Raw genomic sequence first — 17177 nt, 5'->3', positions numbered from 1 at the left:
CCGCACCGGGGTGACAAGGGAGTTGGACTTTGAGCAGGTTCACCGACGAGATGTACGCAACGGCACAAACCTCGAGTCGCGGATTGGTGACCGGGGAGCCCAACGCGCCGTTTCGGCAGACCTGGGGTGAGATCCATCGAATCGCACGACGGATGGCGGGCGGACTCGCCGAATCCGGCATCGGACACGGTGACGCGGTAGGCGTGCTGGCCGGGATGCCGGTCGATATCGCGCCGGTCTGTCAGGGCATCTGGATGCGCGGCGCTTCGATCACCATGTTGCACCAGCCGACGCCGCGTACGGATCTGGTGGTCTGGGCCCGCGATACCGAGACCGTGCTGTCGATGATCGAGGCGCGCGCGGTGGTGCTCGGCGCGCCGTTCGAGGCCGCCGAACCACTGCTGCGCGAGCGCGGCATCACCGTGGTACGCATCGATCAGCTGCGCGAGTGCCCGGAGACCGATCCGGTACCGACCGTCGAGACCGATATCGCGTTACAGCAGTTGACATCCGGTTCGACCGGATCGCCGAAGGCGGTGCGGATCACGCACGGGAACTTCTATACCAACGCCTACGCCATGTTCGATCGGGTGAAGTTCCAGCTCGACGAGGATGTGATGATCAGCTGGCTGCCCCTGTTCCACGATATGGGGATGGTCGGATTCCTCAGTGTCCCCATGCAATTCGGCGCCGAAGTGGTCTGCGTGACGCCGATCGACTTCCTGATGCGTCCGCTGCTGTGGGCCGAGCTGATCGACAAGTATCGCGGCACCGTCACGGCAGCACCGAATTTCGCGTACTCACTGCTGGCTCGCCGGCTCAAGCAGGCCGAGGACGGCGCCTACGATCTCAGCAGCGTCCGATACATGTGGAACGGCGCCGAACCCGTCGATCCGGACACCATGGAGAACCTCGCCGCGGCCGGCAAACGCTTCCGGCTCAATCCGATGGCGCTCACCCCGGTCTACGGCATGGCCGAAACCACACTCGCCGTATCTGTTCCGGATCCCGGACACGGACAGGTCCTCGACATCATCGATGCCGATCTGCTCGAGGCGCTGGGCAAGGCCGTGCCTGCCCACGATCACCACGGCAATGTCCGCCGCATGCCCACACTCGGTTATCTTGTCGACAATCTCGAGGGTCGGGTCGTCGATGCGGAGCGTCAGCCGCTGCCGACGCGTTCCGTCGGCGAGATCGAACTCCGCGGTCCCGCAGTCACTTCCGGCTATGTCACGGTCAACGGGTTCCGCCCGGCACAGGATGCCGACGGCTGGCTCGACACCGGCGATATCGGCTACTTCACCGATGAGGGCCTGATCGTGGTGTGCGGCCGGATCAAGGACGTCATCATCATGGGCGGTCGCAATATCTACCCGACCGATATCGAGCGTGCCGCCATGCGCGTGGCGGGGGTGCGCCCCGGCAACGCCGTCGCGGTCCGCCTGGACGCTGGTGAGAAACGCGAAAGCTTCGCCGTCGTGGTGGAAAGCAATGACCACCAGAATGCCGATGAGGTCAAGCGCATCGAACGCGAAATCGTGCACGCGGTGTTCTCCGAAGTCGGTGCCCGCCCGCGCACCGTCGCAGTGCTCGGCCCCGGCGCCCTCCCGAAAACCTCCTCGGGCAAGCTGCGCCGCTCCGCCACCGCGATCCATCTGCGCTGAGCCGCAGTCGAATTCGGCCTAGTGCAGTTGGTTCTGGGCCGGTTCGAGCCCGACCCGCAGTAGCAGTTCGACCGCGTCGGCGGCCTGTTCGACGATCACCGGTACTTCCTTGCGCTCCACCGACGAAAACGGTTTGAGCACGTAGTCCGCCGGGTCCTGGCGACCCGGCGGGCGGCCGATGCCGATGCGGGTGCGCAGATAGTCCTTGGTGGTCAGAGCACTGGAGACCGACCGCAATCCGTTGTGCCCGCCCTCACCGCCGCCGCGCTTGAGCCGGACCTGACCGAACGGCAGATCCAATTCGTCGTGCACGACGATCACCTCGGTCGGCGGCACCGAGAAGAATTTCGCCAGCGCCGCGACCGAGCGCCCGGACAGATTCATGAACGAGCGCGGCTTGGCGATCAATACCTGACGCCCGTCCAGCCTGGCCTGCAATAGATCCGCACCGGACTTCTTGTGCACAGCAAAACGGCCGCCGACGCGCTGCGCGAGCACGTCGGCGACCAGAAAGCCGATATTGTGCCGGGTGCGCTCGTACTCCGAACCTGGGTTGCCAAGTCCGACCACGAGCGCGGGCCCGGTCGAGGATTCGGTCATTCGGATAACCGATCCGGGGAGTTCTTACTCGGCGCTCTCGGCCTCGGCTGCGGCCGCGGCAGCCTCTTCGGTCTCCTGCGCGGAAGCCGGGGCCGCGATGATGTTGACGATCAGGGCCTCCGGGTCACCGGCCAGTGTGACACCCTTCGGCAGCTCGATCTCGCCCGCGGTGATCTGTGTGCCCGCCGCGATGCCCTCGATCGAGACCTCGATGGATTCCGGAATGCTCAGCGCGTCGGCCTCGATGGACAGCGTGGTGACGTCCTGGGTGACCAGGGTGGCCGGGCCGGCCTCGCCGATCAGCGCGATGTTCACATCGGCGGTGACCTTCTCGCCGCGCTTGACGATCAGCAGGTCGGCATGCTCGATGTAACGGCGAATCGGGTGCACCACAACGGATTTGGTCAGCGCGAGCTGCTTCTTGCCGTCGATGAGGAGGTTCAGCACCGCATTGGTGCCGTGCTCGCGCAGGATGGCGGCGAAGGCCTGGGCGTTGAGCGAGAGGTGCTGCGGGTCGGCGGCGTGGCCGTACAGCACGGCGGGAACGTTGCCCGCGCGACGGGTGCGGCGGGCGGCGCCCTTGCCGAACTCCGTGCGGACGGCGGCTTCGAGAACGTTGGCGTCGGACATGACTGGATCTACTCCCTACGGCTCTTCCGGGCTGTCAACAGTGCGCCAGGGACTGTTTCCCCCCTGGCAAATGGTTGGTCTACTCGTCGGGCGAAGACCGAACGAGGACGGCCGAGAGCCGAGCCGCGTCGATCACGGTGAACGCATTACGTCTGCGGTCACCCTCGCCGAGACAACCCGAACACCATAGCGCAAGTGTTTATGTCCAGCTGAATCGGGTGGTCGGACTGGCCGGATTGTCCTCACCCCGGTCGCGTACGCTGGAGCGGTTGCCGATCGGCCGCGAAGAAAGGTTGTTGCAGTTGACCGCCTCCACTGAGGGTGTCGTCACGCCCGCCCCGCGTGGGTTGCCCACCGAGGTCGCCCGGCGACGCACATTCGCGGTGATCTCCCATCCCGACGCGGGCAAGTCGACGCTCACCGAGGCGCTGGCGTTGCACGCCAGGATGATCTCCGAGGCGGGCGCGATCCACGGCAAGGCCGGACGCAAATCCACCGTGTCGGACTGGATGGAGATGGAGAAGGCGCGCGGCATCTCGGTGAGTTCGACCGCGCTGCAATTCAACTACCGCGCCGCGGGCTCCGATATCGATAACGTCATCAACCTGGTCGACACCCCCGGCCACTCGGACTTCTCCGAGGACACCTACCGCGTGCTCACCGCCGTCGACGCCGCCGTCATGCTCATCGACGCCGCCAAGGGTCTCGAGCCGCAGACACTGAAGTTGTTCCAGGTGTGTCGCCATCGCGGCATCCCGGTCGTCACCGTGATCAACAAGTGGGACCGCCCGGGCCGCGCGCCGCTGGAACTGCTCGACGAGTTCAGCGAGCGGATCGGCCTCACCCCGACGCCGCTGTTCCTGCCGGTCGGCATCGCCGGCGACTTCCGCGGTCTGCTACGTCGCGGTCCCGAGGGTGCGGCCGTCGAATACATCCACTTCACGCGGACCGCGGGTGGCGCGACCATCGCGCCGGAGGAATCGATAGATCCGGAATCGGCCGCGACCCGCGAGGGTGAGGCGTGGACGACCGCCGCCGAGGAGAGCGAACTGCTCTCGGCCACCGGGCAGGACCACGATCAGGAAATGTTCCTGGCCGGGCAGACCTCCCCCGTCATCTACGCCTCCGCGATGCTGAATTTCGGTGTGCGGCAACTGTTGGAGACGCTGATCGCGCTGGCGCCCCCACCCGGTTCGCGCGCCGATATCGGCGGCACGCCGCGCAACACCACCGATCCGTTCAGCGCCGTCGTATTCAAGGTGCAGGCCGGAATGGATGCGGCACACCGGGATCGGCTCGCCTTCATGCGGATCGTCTCCGGCGAATTCGAGCGCGGGATGGTCGTCACGCACGCGCAGACCGGTCGGCCGTTCGCGACCAAATACGCGCTCACCGTTTTCGGACGGGAACGCTCGACCGTCGACACCGCCTACCCGGGTGACGTGGTCGGCCTCGTGAACGCCACCGCGCTGGCACCGGGGCACACGCTGTTCGTGGACAAGAAAGTCGAGTTCCCGCCGATCCCGTCTTTCGCGCCGGAACATTTCGCGGTGCTGCGGGCGCAGAGTGCGGGTAAGTACAAGCAGTTCCGCAAGGCCATCGACCAGCTCGATTCCGAAGGCGTCGTGCAGGTGCTGCGCAATGACGCGCGCGGCGATGCCGCACCCGTGCTCGCGGCGGTCGGTCCGATGCAGTTCGAGGTGGTCACGGCGCGGATGCTCGCGGAGTTCAATGTCGAAACGCATATGGAGCATCTGCCCTACACGCTGGCCCGGCGCACCGATGCCGAGTCGATGGCCGAACTCGATCGACAGCGCGGGGTCGAGGTGTTCACCCGCTCCGACGGGGCGCTGCTGGCGCTGTTCAGCGATAAGTGGCGGTTGCAGTACATCGAGAAGGAGCATCCGAAGCTCACGCTCGAGCCGCTGGTCGCGGCGGCGGATTAGGGATTGCCGTTCATCCGGCCTCGGGCTCGGCAGCCTCCGGTGCGGGCTCGCGGCGCAGCGGGGTGGCGCCGGGCTCGCGCTCGACCGACGCGATGCCGTCCTCGCGCGTGATCAGCCCCCATCGACTCGATGTCAGGCGCAGGCTCGGCAGATCGCTGAGCGAGAGCACCACCTCATAGGTGCGCTCGTATCCGGTATGCGCGATGCGCCAGCGACCGTCATTGCAGCGGACGTAGCGATCGGTGTAGAAAGCCGCGCCGCGCAACAGCATGTTGTGCGCCGGTATCAGTACGGTATCGGCGAGATACCAAGTGCCGGTAGCGTTATCGCCGTCGACATCGATCTCCGGATGGTCGCATCGGTGCTCGGTGATGACGTGCGGACCGAGCGTGTTGCGCATGAACGCCAGGAACGCATCCCGCGACTCGAACTGCAGGTATTCGCTGTAGGTCGCGGTCGCCTCCGGGATCATGGTGTCCGCGAATTCGTCCCACGACTTGGTGTCGAGGGTGCGCAGATACCTGAACTTCAGGCGACTGATCGCTGACACAGCATCCTGGTCCATAACTCAACAATCCCATTCGAAGTCGCCGCGCTACGGAGATTGGGAGATTTGTATCAGATTGCTATCACTTCGAGCCGAAACCGGCGGTCTACCGGGCGGGTCAGTTCCCGATGGTGAAGCAGGTGTTGCAGAAATCGCTGCCGAATTCGGTCAGCCGCAGACTCTTGCGCACGATCTTGGGGGCGCGCCCGGCCTTCTTCAGCGCCGCCTCGACCACCGGCTGCACCTCGAGCACCATGTAGCGGCTGAGCACCACCGGATCATCGGAAACCTGGGTCAGGCCGAGACGGTTGAGATTGATCAGATAGGTACGGGCGCGGTCCGGATAACGGACACCGGCCTGTTCCGGAACCGAGGTGAGATCACCGGTCACCAACTCCGAACCGATGCCGAGCGGACGGTTGGTGCGCACATCGACCGACGGCTGCGGACCGTTCAATGCCATGAATCGCAGAATGCGCGCCTCGTCCGGAGCCAGCTCGTCGAGGATCCGGTCATAGGCCGGGTGCACGTCCTCGGTGAAGTAGACATCGGCCGAGCGGGCGAGCAGCGCATCGCCGCGGCGACGCAACTCTTCGCTACTGGCCGAGTGCAGCGGCGCACCGATGCCGATCGCCGCAGGCTGCGGCGTGCCATTGGAAGTCGGTACGTAGCTGACGATTTCGCGCACCGACCCCTCGGTGACGCCGAGCGCGCTGCGCGCGATGGAGCGCAACGCATTTCCGGTGCGCTCGGCGATATCCGCAGACGACTCGCCGTCGAGGGCGGCCTGGGTGATCTCCTTGGTCACCTCGTAGGTCGTCTCGACGGCCCACTGACTGCCGCGCACCACGGTGCCCGCCGCGAGCCCCGCCGCTCGGAACACACCGCGAATCAGCCGCGCCTCATTGCTGATCTGCCGCTGTTCGACATCCGAGCTGCGCTCCACCGAGCGGGAACCGGCCCGGGCTATGTCCTGTCCGGTCCTGTCGTCTGTCACGTTCTCTCCGATGTATTGCCAAGTGAACGAATACGCCCACAGATTATTGCCCGCCAGCCTTCCAGGTATGCCTTACCGGGAGCCGAGTGGGCCAGCAAACACGCCGACCCCTGCTGTCGGACGCGTGATTGTCGCCATTGTCTCCGCCGCCGGTTGACACTACGACATTCTGGACACACAGTGTGACTGATGTCTCAGACAATCTGCTGTGGCCCGGGACACTCGCGATGGACCGGCGTCTAGACCTCACAGTAGGGTCCGTCTGCCGACTGGGTGCTAGTTTGGGTTGCCGGTGAGGCGGCGGTCACCGGTATATCGGCAGGAGGGTGTCGTGTTGGAGAGTGTTTTCGGGGTGCACCCGACGGTCCTCCTGGAGTTAGTGACTATCCCCCTTTTCACTGGCATCATCGGATACATCACCAACTGGACCGGCATCCTGATGTTGTTCAAGCCGGTTGCCTTCCACGGTATTCGTTTACCCGGATTGCGCGCACTGTTTCCCTTCCTGCCCAAGCGAATTCAGGTGCTGCCGCTGCTGAGCTACGACGGCCGAATGGGCTGGCAGGGCATTGTGCCCTCGCGCGCGGACAAAATGGCGAGCATCGCGGTCGACAAGGGGCTGGCGAAACTCGGTAGCGTCGCCGACTTCTATCGCGAGCTGGAGCCGGACAAGCTCGCCGAACATCTCGCCACTATCGCCGACGCGCAGATCAAAGACATAGTCGAAGAAATCCTGCGCCGCGAACATCCGCAACTCTGGTACAACCTGCCGACCGGTGTGCGCGAGATGATTCACGCGCGGGTCCGCCAGCAGCTGCCTGATATTCTGCGCGAGCTGACCGAGGAATTGGGCGCCAATATCGATCAGCTGCTCGACGTCAAGCAGATGGTCATCCGTTATTTCCAGGCGCGTCCGCATCTGCTCAACACCCTTTTCCAGGTGCTCGGCGCCAAGGAACTGCGGTTCATGCAGAACTTCGGTTTCTACTTCGGCGCGCCGATGGGTGTGGTGCTGGTCGCCGTTTTACATGTGACCGGCTGGTCGTCACTGGTGGTGCTGCCGATCGGCGGTGTCATCATCGGCTGGGTCGTCAACTGGATCGGCCTGAATATGATCTTCGCGCCCGCGTACCCGAAGTGGTGGTGCCCGTGGCGGCAGGGTCTGCTGATCAAGCGGCAGCTCGAAATCACCGACGGCTACGCGGAATTGGTCTCCAGTCAGGTGATGACCGTCGCCAACATCGGTGATGAGTTGCTGAACGGCCCGCGCTCGGACCGGACCATGCAGATGCTCGAGGACACGCTGCGCCCGGCCGCGGACCGGGCGCTCGGACCGGCGCGGCCCGCGGTGAAGTTCATGCTCGGCAGCCGGGAGTACGACTCGCTGCAGTCGACGCTGACCACCGAGGCGATGTCCATCGCGCCGATCGCCTTCGCGGATCCGGACTTCAACGTCCAGCAGGGCAGGCAAATCAACGACTACATCGCCAAACAGATGTCGGCGCTATCGCCCCCCGACTTCGTGGATATGCTGCGATCGGCCATCAAACAGGACGAATGGCTCCTTTTTCTGCATGGCGGCGTGTTGGGGCTCTTCGCCGGATACGCTCACATCCTGATCTTCGGAACGGGAGTGGCGACAACATGGCTATGACGGAAGCTGGCGGCGACGATCTGCGGGCCGCCGGGCAGGGCTCCGAGCGAACCGAGCAGTCCGAAGTGGCCGAAACCCCAAGAACTTCCGAGTCGTCGACATCCGGGCAATCGACGGAGATCGCGCGCCTGCCCGTTGGCGCGGTCGAGCCGAAGCGGCAGGTCAGCTCGGTGCGCAAGACCGTTCGCGCGACCACCGGGGTCGCCAGGGTCGCGGTGAGCGCGGCCGCCGAGGTGACCGCGTGGGGCATCGACACCGCCCTCGGCGTCGGGGCCACCGTGGTGCGCGGCAGTATCGCGGGAACTCCCCCGCGCGAGGTACTCGCCGAGGCGGAGGCCGAGGTTCGCGACGCGGTGCGGCGCGCGTTGCGTCTGCCCGCTACGCCCGAACAGCCCACGACCGATGCCGTTCCCACTTTGCGTGAGCAGGGGGCCGCGCTGCTGCGGCTGTCGGCGAGCACGCAGGGCGAACACCACGAAACCCACCCGGCCTTCGCGCGCATGCTCGAGGAGCTGACCCCCGATGAGGCGCGCATCCTGCGCTTCCTGCACCTCGACGGCCCACAGCCCTCGATCGATATTCGCGCCGGACGACCGCGCGGCATCGGTGTCGAGCGAATCATCTCCGGACTCAACCTGATCGGTGAGCACGCGGGTCTGCGCTTCCCCAACCGCATCCAGCAGTACCTGCCGAACCTGCGTCGCCTCGGACTGATCGAATTCGTCAAGGAACCGGTGGGCAATCCGAACCGCTACCAACTCCTCGAAGCCCAATCACCCGTCCGAGAAGTGCTGAAGCGCTCCGGTTTCGGTACGAAGGTCTATTACCGCAGCATCGCCCTCACGGGCTTCGGCGCGGACTTCGTACAGACCTGCCTGCCGGTCGTCGTCCAAGACGGGCGCGTATCCGGCACAAGTTAGTCCGCCGCCGACGGTAGTCGAATGATGGTCGCAGGTGGGATGTAAAGCCACCATGAAACTACCTTCGGCGAGGTGAACCGCCATTCGACTACCGGGGCGGGGTCAGGCGCCGTCGGCCAACTCCAGCCAGCGCTCCTCGGCGGTTTCTTTTTCGGCAAGGACCTGTTTCAGCTCTGTGCCCAGGGTGATCAGTTTGTCCGGATCGGTGGCCGCATCGGCGAGGGCGGTGTGCAGACGTTGCTCGCGTTCGGTGAGCTTGTCGATGGCGCGCTCTAGTTTGGCCAGCTCCTTGCGCGCGGCGCGGTAAGCGGCGGAGTCGGTCGCAGGGGTTTCGGCGGGCTTGGCGTCGGCGGATCGTGTTGCGGCCGAGCTCGATGCGGCGCGCTTTTTCAGGTATTCGTCGATGCCGCCGGGCAGATTTGTGAGCTTTCCATCGCCGAACAGGGCCCAGGTGGAGTCACAGATGCGCTCGATCAGATAGCGGTCGTGGCTGATCACGACCAGCGTGCCCGCCCAGTTGTCGAGCAGGTCTTCCAGTTGTTGCAGGGTGTCGATGTCCAGGTCGTTGGTCGGCTCGTCGAGCAGTAGGACATTCGGTTCGGACATCAGGATCCGGGTCAGTTGTAGCCTGCGGCGCTCACCACCGGATAGGTCACCGACCGGGGTGCGCTGACGGGCCGGGGTGAAGCCGAGGCGCTCGGCCAGCTGGCCGGCGGAGATTTCCTTATCGCCCAGCATGATTCGCTGCGCGATCTGCTGCACTGCCTCGAGCACCCGCAGGTCGGTCGGTAGGTCGTCGAGTTCCTGACGTAGCCAGCCGATCTGGACCGTCTGACCTTGAATGCGTTTGCCCGCAGCGGGTTCGACGGCACCGGCCAGCGTGCGTAGCAGGGTCGTCTTGCCTGAGCCGTTCACACCGACCAGGCCGACCCGCTCCCCCGGCGCCAAGCGCCAGGTCAAGTCGCGCACCAACTCGCGGCCGTCCGGGGTGGTGAGGGTGGTGTCCTCGAGTTCGATGACGACGCGGCCCAGGCGCTTTCGCGCGAATGCGGCCAGCGAGACGCTGTCGCGCGGCGGCGGCACATCGGCGATCAGCGCCTCGGCCGCCTCCACCCGGTAGCGCGGCTTGGAGGTGCGGGCCTTCGCGCCGCGCCGCAACCAGGCCAACTCCTTGCGCGCCAGATTCGCGCGCCTGGCCTCGGAGGCATCGGCCTGCCGCGCCCGCTCGGCGCGCGCGAAAATCCAGTCGCCGTAACCGCCTTCGTAGCTTTCGACCTTGCCGCCGACGACCTCCCAGGTGTCGGTGGCCACGGTGTCGAGGAACCAGCGATCGTGGGTCACGACCACCAGCGCGCTGCGACGCTCCAGCAGATGTTGCGCCAGCCACTGCACACCCTCGACATCGAGGTGGTTGGTCGGCTCGTCCAGGACGAGCAGATCGAGGTCGCGAACCAGCGCAGCGGCCAGTGCGACGCGGCGGCGCTCGCCACCGGAGAGATTGTCGACCGAAGTATCCAGGCCGAGGCCCTCGATCCCGATGCCCGCCATCACCGAACGGATGCGCGGATTCGAAGCCCACTCATGTTCGGCCATATTGTCGGTCATCGCGTCATCGGCCAGTCCCGCCAACACCACGGATCCGACGGTCGCGCCCACGGGAAGTACACCGCGCTGGGTCACCACCGCCATGCGCAGCCCGCCGACCCGGCTCACCCGGCCGCTGTCGGGCGGCTCGAGACCGGTCAGCACCTCCAACAGGGTGGTCTTGCCGCCGCCGTTCAGGCCGACGACTCCGATCCGCTCGCCCGCGTGAATGCCGAGCGAAACGTTGTCCAGGAGTGGTTTGATACCGAAGCTCTTGGAGACCTGTTCGAGATTGATCAGGTTGGACATGGATCCTTCCGAGTCATGCGCCGGGCGAGTACTCGCCCCGCGCAAGCGTACCGAGCATCCCGAACCAGCCGCCGCCCCGCCGAACGCCCGAGCGTCCATCGAGGTGCCACGGCCCGGGACCATTGCACGCCACACCCCGTGCTCTGCGCCCCGACGGTCTCGTCCGATCCTGATCAGCGCAGTCGGCAAAGGTGCGACCCTGCCGGGATTCGGAGACTTGCGCGGCGAACGGCGTTCGTTTAGAGTCAGCCGTAGCGAACAACGTTCGTTACGAACGGTGTTAGGGCGCTCCTGAGACACAGCCGCAGAATGGGAGCCCCGCCTCGCGATCGAGGTGAGTGGGCGGCACGGTTTCAACTACCCCCTGGAGGTTCCTCATGCACGTCGGACTCGGTCTGCCCATTTCCGATCCCGCCGCGCTGCTCGACTGGGCCCGCCGCGCCGATGCGGGTCCGTTCTCGACGCTCGCTCTGCTCGACCGGCTCGTCTACGACAATCCCGAACCACTGGTCGCCCTCGGCATGATCGCCGGCGCCACCAGCCGCATCAAGGTGCAGACCGAGGTGCTCATCGCACCGCTGCGCGAGCCGTCGCTGCTCGCCAAGCAGGCCGCCACCCTCGATCGCATGTCCGGCGGCCGCCTGGTGCTCGGCCTCGGCGTCGGCGGTCGCGAGGATGATCACATCGCCTCCGGCACCGAGCTGCGCTCCCGCGGCCGTCGCATGGACGAACAACTCGAGATCATGCGCCGCCTGTGGTCCGGCCGGCCGTACGGCACCGACTGCGGACCGATCGGTCCCGCGCCGCTGCGTCCCGAAGGGCCCGAACTGCTCTTCGGTGGTTTCCAGCCCGCCGCCATCGATCGCGTCGGCCGTTGGGGTGGCGGCTTTCTCGCCGCCGCCGCACCGTCGTGGGCCGGTGGCCTGTTCGACACCGCCCGCCGTTCATGGAAGGAACACGGACGCGACGGCGAGCCCCGCATTGTCGCCCAGGTCAATGTCGCGCTCGGCGCACCCGACCTGATCGAAGACGCCCGCGCCTCGATGGGCGCCTACTACGAATTCAGCGGTCGCGCCGAGTTCATGCTCGCCGGAATGCTCACTACACCCGACGAGATCCGCACGGCCATCAGCCAATTCGAGGACCTCGGCGCGGATGAGGTCATGCTCTACTGCTACGGCCGCGACGCCGACCAAGTGGACCGCCTCGCCGACGTCATCGCATAGCCGGCGAGACCGTCAGCGCTTGCCCGGCGCGTCGCTGCTGATGACGCGAGCGCCGGGCACCGGTCCGCTGGCCGTGCGCACGCTGCGGCATACACCGGCACCGGCGAGCTCGGCTGCGACCGCAACCGCGCCGTCCGCACTGTCACACAGGAACGCGCAGGTCGGGCCGGAGCCCGAGACCAGCCCGGCGAGCGCCCCGGCCCCGACGCCCGCACGCAACGTCCGTCGCAACTCGGGCTTCAGCGACAGCGCGGCCGCCTGCAGATCGTTACCCAGCAGGGGTGCAAGCTGTTTCGGGTCACCGGAGGCCAGTGCCTGCATCAGCGCCTGCGGCTCGCCGAGCCGGGGCGGGGTGCCGTTCTCGCGTAGTCGGTCGAGTTCGGTAAAGACCGCGGGCGTGGACAATCCCCCCTTGGCCAGCGCGAGTACCCAGTGAAAGGTATTGCGGGACAACACCGGAAGCAGCCGCTCACCGCGGCCGGTGCCGAGCGCCGTTCCGCCGTGCAGCGCGAACGGCACATCGCTGCCGAGTTCGGCTGCTACCGCGAACAATTCGTCGCGGGTCAGCCCGACATCCCAGAGTTCGTTCAGGCCGACCAGCGCCGCGGCGGCATCCGCACTGCCGCCCGCCATGCCACCGGCCACCGGAATGCCCTTGTTGATGGCGATTTCCACCAGCGGTGCGCGCCCGGCCAGATGGGCGACGCGCACGGCGGCCTTCCACACCAGATTGGTGCGATCGGTCGGCACATCGTCGGCGCCCTCGCCGCTGACCCGCACGGCGAGCGAGGCGGCCGGTGCGAGTTCCAGATCGTCGCTGAGCGAGAGGGCTTGGAACACCGTGGTCAGATCGTGATAGCCGTCGGCGCGCACGTCACCGACGCCTAGGTGGAGGTTCACCTTGGACGGCGCGCGCACGACGACGGGACTTGGCACAACTGACAACACGGTGCTCAAGCCTATCCCGTGGGTACGACAGGTGCTCAGCTCGAGATGAGACATTCACCGCCCATGTGTCGGACGGTTACAGCAGCGCCCCGCCGGTGGCATCGATCCACTGCCCGGTGATCCATCGCGAATCGTCCGAGGCGAGGAACGCGGTGATATCCGCGACATCACCGGCCCGGCCGATTCGATTCAGCGGCGACATTCCGGCCACCAACGCCTCGGTCTCGGCATTGCGCAACCAGTTCGCGTTCATATCGGTATCGATCACGCCCGGCGCGACGGCATTCACGGTGATGCCGCGGGTGCCGAGTTCCTTTGCCAGCGTTTGAGTGAACGTATCGATCGCGCCCTTGGTCATCGCGTAGGCGATCAGCTGCGGCATTCTCGCTCCGTGCGTGAGGCCGGTGGAGACATTGACGATGCGGCCGCCGTCGCGCAGCCGATCCAGCCCCAGCTTGGTGACGAAGAACGGCGCCTTCGCATTGACGGCGAAGACTCGATCGAAGGCGGCCTCATCGGTGCCGCCGATCGGTTCGCGGATGCCATCGATGCCCGCGTTGTTGACGATGACGTCCACGCCGTCGGCCTGTGCGTCGAATGCGGCCCACAGCGCCGCAGCATCTCCGGGCACACCGAGTTCGGCCTTGATCGCGAAGGCCGCACCGCCCGCAGCCTCGATGGCGACGACGGTTTCCTTGGCCGCCTGCTCATTGCCGTTGTAGTGCACGGCGACCCGCGCCCCGTCCCGGCCGAGCCGCTCCGCGATGGCCCGGCCGATGCCGCGGCTCGCGCCGGTGACCAGCGCGGTCTTGCCATCGAGCCGGCCGGTTTGCAGCAGTGCGCCCATGACGGGCCCCTTTCTCTAGCGGTCACTACAGAAAGGACGTTAGCACATTCTCTAGCGAGCGCTATAAAATGCAGACATGAGTGCACCGACCAGGGGACGTCCCCGCTCGTTCGATCGGGACGCCGCGCTGGAAAAGGCGCTGCGACTGTTCTGGGCGCGCGGTTACGAGGCGACCTCGATCGGCGATCTGACCGCGGCGATGGGCATCGGCGCGCCGAGCCTGTACGCCGCATTCGGCGATAAGGCGACGCTGTTCAACGAGGTGGTGCAGGTCTTCGGCACGCGCTACGGCAGCTTCATCCCGCGCGCACTCGCCGAGGAGCCGACCGCCGAGGCGACGGTTCGCCGCATCCTGCGCGAGGCGGCGACGGAGTACACCCGGCCCGATTGCCCGCACGGCTGCCTGGTGATCAGCGCGGGACTCAATACCACCAGCACCGAGATCGCCGACATGCTGCGCGCGCTTCGCAATCGGAATGTGGCGGCCTTCGCTGCGCGCATCCAGGCGGATATCGATGCGGGTTCATTGCCGCCGGCGGTCGATGCGGCCACGCTCGCGCGATATGTCGGCACCGTTATGCAGGGCATGTCGCAGGCGGCCCGGGATGGCGCGAGCGCCGCGGAACTGGAGCGGGTTGCCGAAATGGCCATGCACGGTTGGTCTTCCGCCGTTTGATTCGGGAACTATCCGGACCTCTGCGGCGACTAATCGACGGAACCTCGGTGTAACTCACCCTTGCGCTCGATACCCTCCGGGGGTATGTTGGATTTGCGTCGGGGATACCCCCGCACCGTATGATCGAATGTGAGCGAAGGAGTCGGAGATGGCCACGAGCACCTATACCGTCACGGGGATGACCTGCGGACACTGCGTCAGCTCGGTCAAGACGGAGATCGGCAAGATCGATGGCGTGACCAGCGTGGACGTCGACCTCGCCAGCGGTGCGGTCCGGGTGGACAGCACCGCACCGCTCGCCGACGCCGATATCGTCGCCGCCGTCGACGAGGCGGGGTACGAGGTCGCCGTCTGATGCAGGCCCGGCTGAGATTCGCCGCGGTCGGCGGCGGTCTCGTCACGCTGTTCGGTGTCGCAATCGGAATCGGCGCCCTGGTGGGCGATCCGACCGGGTCGGCACCGGACCACGGCGCGATGGCGCACACCGAACAGGACACCGGGCTGTCGGATTCGCGATCCGGCTACACCCTGACCGACCTGAGCGCACCCGCTGACCCGAATCGAGCCGGGGCCCTGCGTTTTCGGATCACCGGACCGGACGGAGCTCCGGTCACCCGATTCACCACCCAGCACGACAAGAAGCTGCACCTGATCGTGGTCCGCTCGGATACCACCGGATATCGGCACGTGCACCCGACAATGGACGACACGGGCACCTGGTCGATCGATTGGAATTGGACAGCGCCCGGCACCTATCGCGTCTTCGCCGATTTCGTACCCGAGCAGGGGCCCGGCGATCTGGTCCTGAGCCGCACTGTCACGGTCGCGGGACCGGCTGAACTCCAACCACTTCCACCCGAGGCCCGGTCGGCAACGGTGGACGGTTACCAAGTGCGCATGGCGGGGGATCCGAGTACCGCGGGCAGCGAACTTCGTTTCACCGTGACGCGCGACGGCGCGCCGGTGACAGACCTCGAGCCGTATCTCGGCGCGTACGCGCATCTGGTGGTCTTGCGCGCCAACGACCTTGCCTACCTGCACGTCCATCCACAGGGTGAAATCGGCCGCACCCCAGCCGGTCCGGAGGTCGGCTTCCATGCCCAGACCCCGAGTGCGGGCGTATTTCGGTTGTATCTAGACTTCTCCCACGGCGGTGTCGTACATACCGCCGAGTTCACCGCGCGCGTCGAATCATCCACAGCGCCATCCACATCCGATGGTGGACACCATTCGGGTGGCGGTCACCCCTGACCGCATGCGCCGACCACCGCATGCTCGACCTTGCATTCGAGGCGATGACCTGCGCTTTCCCCGCGGCACGCGGAGTGTGGCGACACGCTTGAATTAATTGCCGCAGCACATGAATCCGGTTCCGCGACCACCAAGGCAAAGGTTGGTTATCCACAATCCATTTCGCTCGCGGCGACGCCCCAGCAAGCGAACCGAGTGAATAACGCGGTGCATGATCTCGCCTCACCCGCCACAGAAACCGACCGGTCCGGCAGTCGTTCGCCATGGCGCCGATATCGTCCCGGCCGGAGCGCCCGAGCGCATGGCCGGCCCCGTCCTGCGCGGCCTACGCATCCAACCGATCACCTTCACCCGCAACGAGATACACGCGGGTTGAACCATCACGCGCGCTTCGGGCCACGTCTGGGCAGAGCGGACGATAGCCGCAGTGTCGGCGATGCCACCGCAGCGGGTCCAGTCCGATAGCAGTCAGGCGACACCGGGATGCGGGCTCACGCCTGGGCGGCGAGGCGGACGAAGGCTGCGGTGTCCAGGGTTTCGCCGCGGGCGGTCGGATCGATTCCGGCGGCGACGAGGCGGCGTTCGGCTTCGGCGGGGGAACCGGCCCAGTTGCCGAGGGCGGCGCGGAGGGTTTTGCGGCGCTGGGCGAAGGCGGCGTCGACTACCGCGAAGACGCGGCGGCGGTGCGCTTCGTCCATCGGCCACGGCGGTTCGGCGTAGCGCTCGATGCGGACCAGGCCGGAATCGACCCTGGGCACCGGCCAGAACACCTGGGTGCCCACCGCGCCCGCGCGGCGCACCGTGCCGAAGAAGCCCGCCTTGACGCTCGGGACGCCGTAGACACGACTGCCGGGCTCGGCGGCGAGACGGTCCGCGACCTCGGCCTGCACCATCACCAATGAGGTTGTGATACTGGGCAATTCGGCGAGCAGGTGCAGCAGCACCGGCACGGCGACGTTGTAGGGCAGATTCGCCACCAGCGCCGACGGCGCCGCAGGCAGTCTGTCCGCCCGAACCCGCAGCGCATCGGCTTCCACGACGGTCAACTGCCGGGCCAGTTCCGGCGCGCGATCGGCGACGGTCACCGGAAGATATTTCGCCAGTACGGGATCGATCTCGACGGCGATGACCGAATCCACCACATCGAGCAGCGCCAAGGTCAGCGAACCGAGCCCCGGCCCGACCTCGAGCACCGCATCCCCGCGCCCGACCCCGGCCGCCGCGACAATCCGCCGCACCGTATTGGCGTCGTGCACGAAGTTCTGTCCGAGCTGCTTGGTCGGCCGCACGCCGAGTCGCTCGGCCAGTGCCCGCACCTCGGCGGGCCCGAGCAGCGCAGCACTCCCACGGGCGGAAATATCGGGTTCGGACACGT

17 protein-coding genes are annotated in these 17177 nt (G+C 66.4%); 9 read left to right on the top strand and 8 right to left on the bottom strand.

Annotated elements, in window-relative coordinates; all coding sequences use genetic code 11:
* Positions 1-29 precede the first annotated feature (29 nt).
* Positions 30-1667: a fatty acyl-AMP ligase gene (locus ACQPYR_RS06290; RefSeq protein ID WP_433628686.1), complete on the top strand. Its 1638-nt coding sequence runs from the start codon at positions 30-32 to the stop codon at positions 1665-1667.
* Positions 1668-1685: 18 nt separating this feature from the next.
* On the opposite strand, the gene pth is transcribed toward ACQPYR_RS06290, so the two are convergent.
* Both pth and ACQPYR_RS06280 read right to left on the bottom strand, forming a co-directional pair.
* Positions 1686-2267: an aminoacyl-tRNA hydrolase gene (pth, locus tag ACQPYR_RS06285; RefSeq protein ID WP_387293381.1), complete on the bottom strand. Its 582-nt coding sequence runs from the start codon at positions 2265-2267 to the stop codon at positions 1686-1688.
* A 24-nt stretch (positions 2268-2291) separates the two neighbouring features.
* Positions 2292-2897, bottom strand: a complete 606-nt coding sequence (locus ACQPYR_RS06280) for a 50S ribosomal protein L25/general stress protein Ctc (protein WP_433628683.1) — start codon at positions 2895-2897, stop codon at positions 2292-2294.
* 302 nt (positions 2898-3199) lie between these two features.
* On the opposite strand from ACQPYR_RS06280, the gene ACQPYR_RS06275 reads away from it, so the two are divergent.
* On the top strand, positions 3200-4843 hold the full coding sequence (locus tag ACQPYR_RS06275; protein WP_433628680.1) for a peptide chain release factor 3: 1644 nt from the start codon (positions 3200-3202) through the stop codon (positions 4841-4843).
* A 10-nt stretch (positions 4844-4853) separates the two neighbouring features.
* On the opposite strand, the gene ACQPYR_RS06270 is transcribed toward ACQPYR_RS06275, so the two are convergent.
* Positions 4854-5408 carry a nuclear transport factor 2 family protein gene (locus ACQPYR_RS06270; protein ID WP_433628678.1) on the bottom strand — a complete coding sequence of 185 codons (555 nt, stop codon included), beginning with the start codon at positions 5406-5408 and terminating at the stop codon, positions 4854-4856.
* A 100-nt stretch (positions 5409-5508) separates the two neighbouring features.
* The gene (locus ACQPYR_RS06265) at positions 5509-6387 is read right to left on the bottom strand and encodes an Abi-alpha family protein (RefSeq protein WP_433628675.1); all 879 of its coding nucleotides are present in this window, start codon (positions 6385-6387) and stop codon (positions 5509-5511) included.
* A gap of 331 nt (positions 6388-6718) precedes the next feature.
* Here ACQPYR_RS06265 and ACQPYR_RS06260 point away from each other — a divergent pair, with 331 nt between their 5' ends.
* Together ACQPYR_RS06260 and ACQPYR_RS06255 are read left to right on the top strand one after the other, a co-directional pair.
* Positions 6719-8041, top strand: a complete 1323-nt coding sequence (locus ACQPYR_RS06260; protein ID WP_084507966.1) for a hypothetical protein — start codon at positions 6719-6721, stop codon at positions 8039-8041.
* The gene (locus ACQPYR_RS06255) at positions 8038-8961 is read left to right on the top strand and encodes an Abi-alpha family protein (RefSeq protein ID WP_433628671.1); all 924 of its coding nucleotides are present in this window, start codon (positions 8038-8040) and stop codon (positions 8959-8961) included. Before ACQPYR_RS06260 ends, ACQPYR_RS06255 begins: the two co-directional genes overlap by 4 nt.
* A gap of 102 nt (positions 8962-9063) precedes the next feature.
* On the opposite strand, the gene ACQPYR_RS06250 is transcribed toward ACQPYR_RS06255, so the two are convergent.
* Positions 9064-10854, bottom strand: coding sequence for an ABC-F family ATP-binding cassette domain-containing protein (locus ACQPYR_RS06250; RefSeq protein ID WP_433628668.1), 1791 nt, complete (start codon positions 10852-10854; stop codon positions 9064-9066).
* Positions 10855-11231: 377 nt separating this feature from the next.
* Here ACQPYR_RS06250 and ACQPYR_RS06245 point away from each other — a divergent pair, with 377 nt between their 5' ends.
* Positions 11232-12080, top strand: a complete 849-nt coding sequence (locus tag ACQPYR_RS06245; protein ID WP_433628665.1) for an LLM class flavin-dependent oxidoreductase — start codon at positions 11232-11234, stop codon at positions 12078-12080.
* A gap of 12 nt (positions 12081-12092) precedes the next feature.
* On the opposite strand, the gene ACQPYR_RS06240 is transcribed toward ACQPYR_RS06245, so the two are convergent.
* Both ACQPYR_RS06240 and ACQPYR_RS06235 read right to left on the bottom strand, forming a co-directional pair.
* Positions 12093-13028, bottom strand: a complete 936-nt coding sequence (locus ACQPYR_RS06240) for a 4-(cytidine 5'-diphospho)-2-C-methyl-D-erythritol kinase (protein WP_433628663.1) — start codon at positions 13026-13028, stop codon at positions 12093-12095.
* A 76-nt stretch (positions 13029-13104) separates the two neighbouring features.
* Positions 13105-13875 (bottom strand): SDR family oxidoreductase, encoded by a 771-nt coding sequence (locus ACQPYR_RS06235; protein ID WP_433628661.1) that lies wholly within the window; start codon positions 13873-13875, stop codon positions 13105-13107.
* A gap of 76 nt (positions 13876-13951) precedes the next feature.
* Here ACQPYR_RS06235 and ACQPYR_RS06230 point away from each other — a divergent pair, with 76 nt between their 5' ends.
* The 4 genes from ACQPYR_RS06230 (at position 13952) to ACQPYR_RS06215 (ending at position 16178) form a co-directional block, all read left to right on the top strand.
* A complete protein-coding gene (locus ACQPYR_RS06230; RefSeq protein ID WP_433628659.1) occupies positions 13952-14551 on the top strand; it encodes a TetR/AcrR family transcriptional regulator in 600 nt (199 codons plus the stop codon).
* Positions 14552-14699: 148 nt separating this feature from the next.
* Positions 14700-14906, top strand: coding sequence for a heavy-metal-associated domain-containing protein (locus ACQPYR_RS06225; protein WP_063036709.1), 207 nt, complete (start codon positions 14700-14702; stop codon positions 14904-14906).
* A complete protein-coding gene (locus tag ACQPYR_RS06220) occupies positions 14906-15802 on the top strand; it encodes a hypothetical protein (protein WP_433628656.1) in 897 nt (298 codons plus the stop codon). Before ACQPYR_RS06225 ends, ACQPYR_RS06220 begins: the two co-directional genes overlap by 1 nt.
* 211 nt (positions 15803-16013) lie before the next feature.
* Complete coding sequence (locus ACQPYR_RS06215; RefSeq protein WP_433628653.1) at positions 16014-16178, top strand: hypothetical protein; 165 nt, start codon at positions 16014-16016, stop codon at positions 16176-16178.
* 115 nt (positions 16179-16293) lie between these two features.
* On the opposite strand, the gene rsmA is transcribed toward ACQPYR_RS06215, so the two are convergent.
* Positions 16294-17175, bottom strand: coding sequence for a 16S rRNA (adenine(1518)-N(6)/adenine(1519)-N(6))-dimethyltransferase RsmA (gene rsmA, locus ACQPYR_RS06210; RefSeq protein ID WP_433628651.1), 882 nt, complete (start codon positions 17173-17175; stop codon positions 16294-16296).
* Positions 17176-17177 lie beyond the last annotated feature (2 nt).

The sequence above is a fragment of the Nocardia sp. CA-120079 genome (assembly GCF_050955745.1).
Taxonomy (GTDB): Bacteria; Actinomycetota; Actinomycetes; order Mycobacteriales; family Mycobacteriaceae; genus Nocardia.
This window is presented reverse-complemented; position numbering and strand designations above follow the sequence as displayed.

Bases quoted from the DNA above. Each gene is read 5' to 3' on its own strand.
- pth (WP_387293381.1), bottom strand. From the start codon at position 2,267: ATGACCGAATCCTCGACCGGGCCCGCGCTCGTGGTCGGACTTGGCAAC.
- ACQPYR_RS06280 (WP_433628683.1), bottom strand. From the start codon at position 2,897: ATGTCCGACGCCAACGTTCTCGAAGCCGCCGTCCGCACGGAGTTCGGC.
- ACQPYR_RS06270 (WP_433628678.1), bottom strand. From the start codon at position 5,408: ATGGACCAGGATGCTGTGTCAGCGATCAGTCGCCTGAAGTTCAGGTAT.
- ACQPYR_RS06255 (WP_433628671.1), top strand. From the start codon at position 8,038: ATGACGGAAGCTGGCGGCGACGATCTGCGGGCCGCCGGGCAGGGCTCC.
- ACQPYR_RS06250 (WP_433628668.1), bottom strand. From the start codon at position 10,854: ATGTCCAACCTGATCAATCTCGAACAGGTCTCCAAGAGCTTCGGTATC.
- ACQPYR_RS06245 (WP_433628665.1), top strand. From the start codon at position 11,232: ATGCACGTCGGACTCGGTCTGCCCATTTCCGATCCCGCCGCGCTGCTC.
- ACQPYR_RS06235 (WP_433628661.1), bottom strand. From the start codon at position 13,875: ATGGGCGCACTGCTGCAAACCGGCCGGCTCGATGGCAAGACCGCGCTG.
- ACQPYR_RS06230 (WP_433628659.1), top strand. From the start codon at position 13,952: ATGAGTGCACCGACCAGGGGACGTCCCCGCTCGTTCGATCGGGACGCC.
- ACQPYR_RS06225 (WP_063036709.1), top strand. From the start codon at position 14,700: ATGGCCACGAGCACCTATACCGTCACGGGGATGACCTGCGGACACTGC.
- ACQPYR_RS06220 (WP_433628656.1), top strand. From the start codon at position 14,906: ATGCAGGCCCGGCTGAGATTCGCCGCGGTCGGCGGCGGTCTCGTCACG.
- ACQPYR_RS06215 (WP_433628653.1), top strand. From the start codon at position 16,014: ATGATCTCGCCTCACCCGCCACAGAAACCGACCGGTCCGGCAGTCGTT.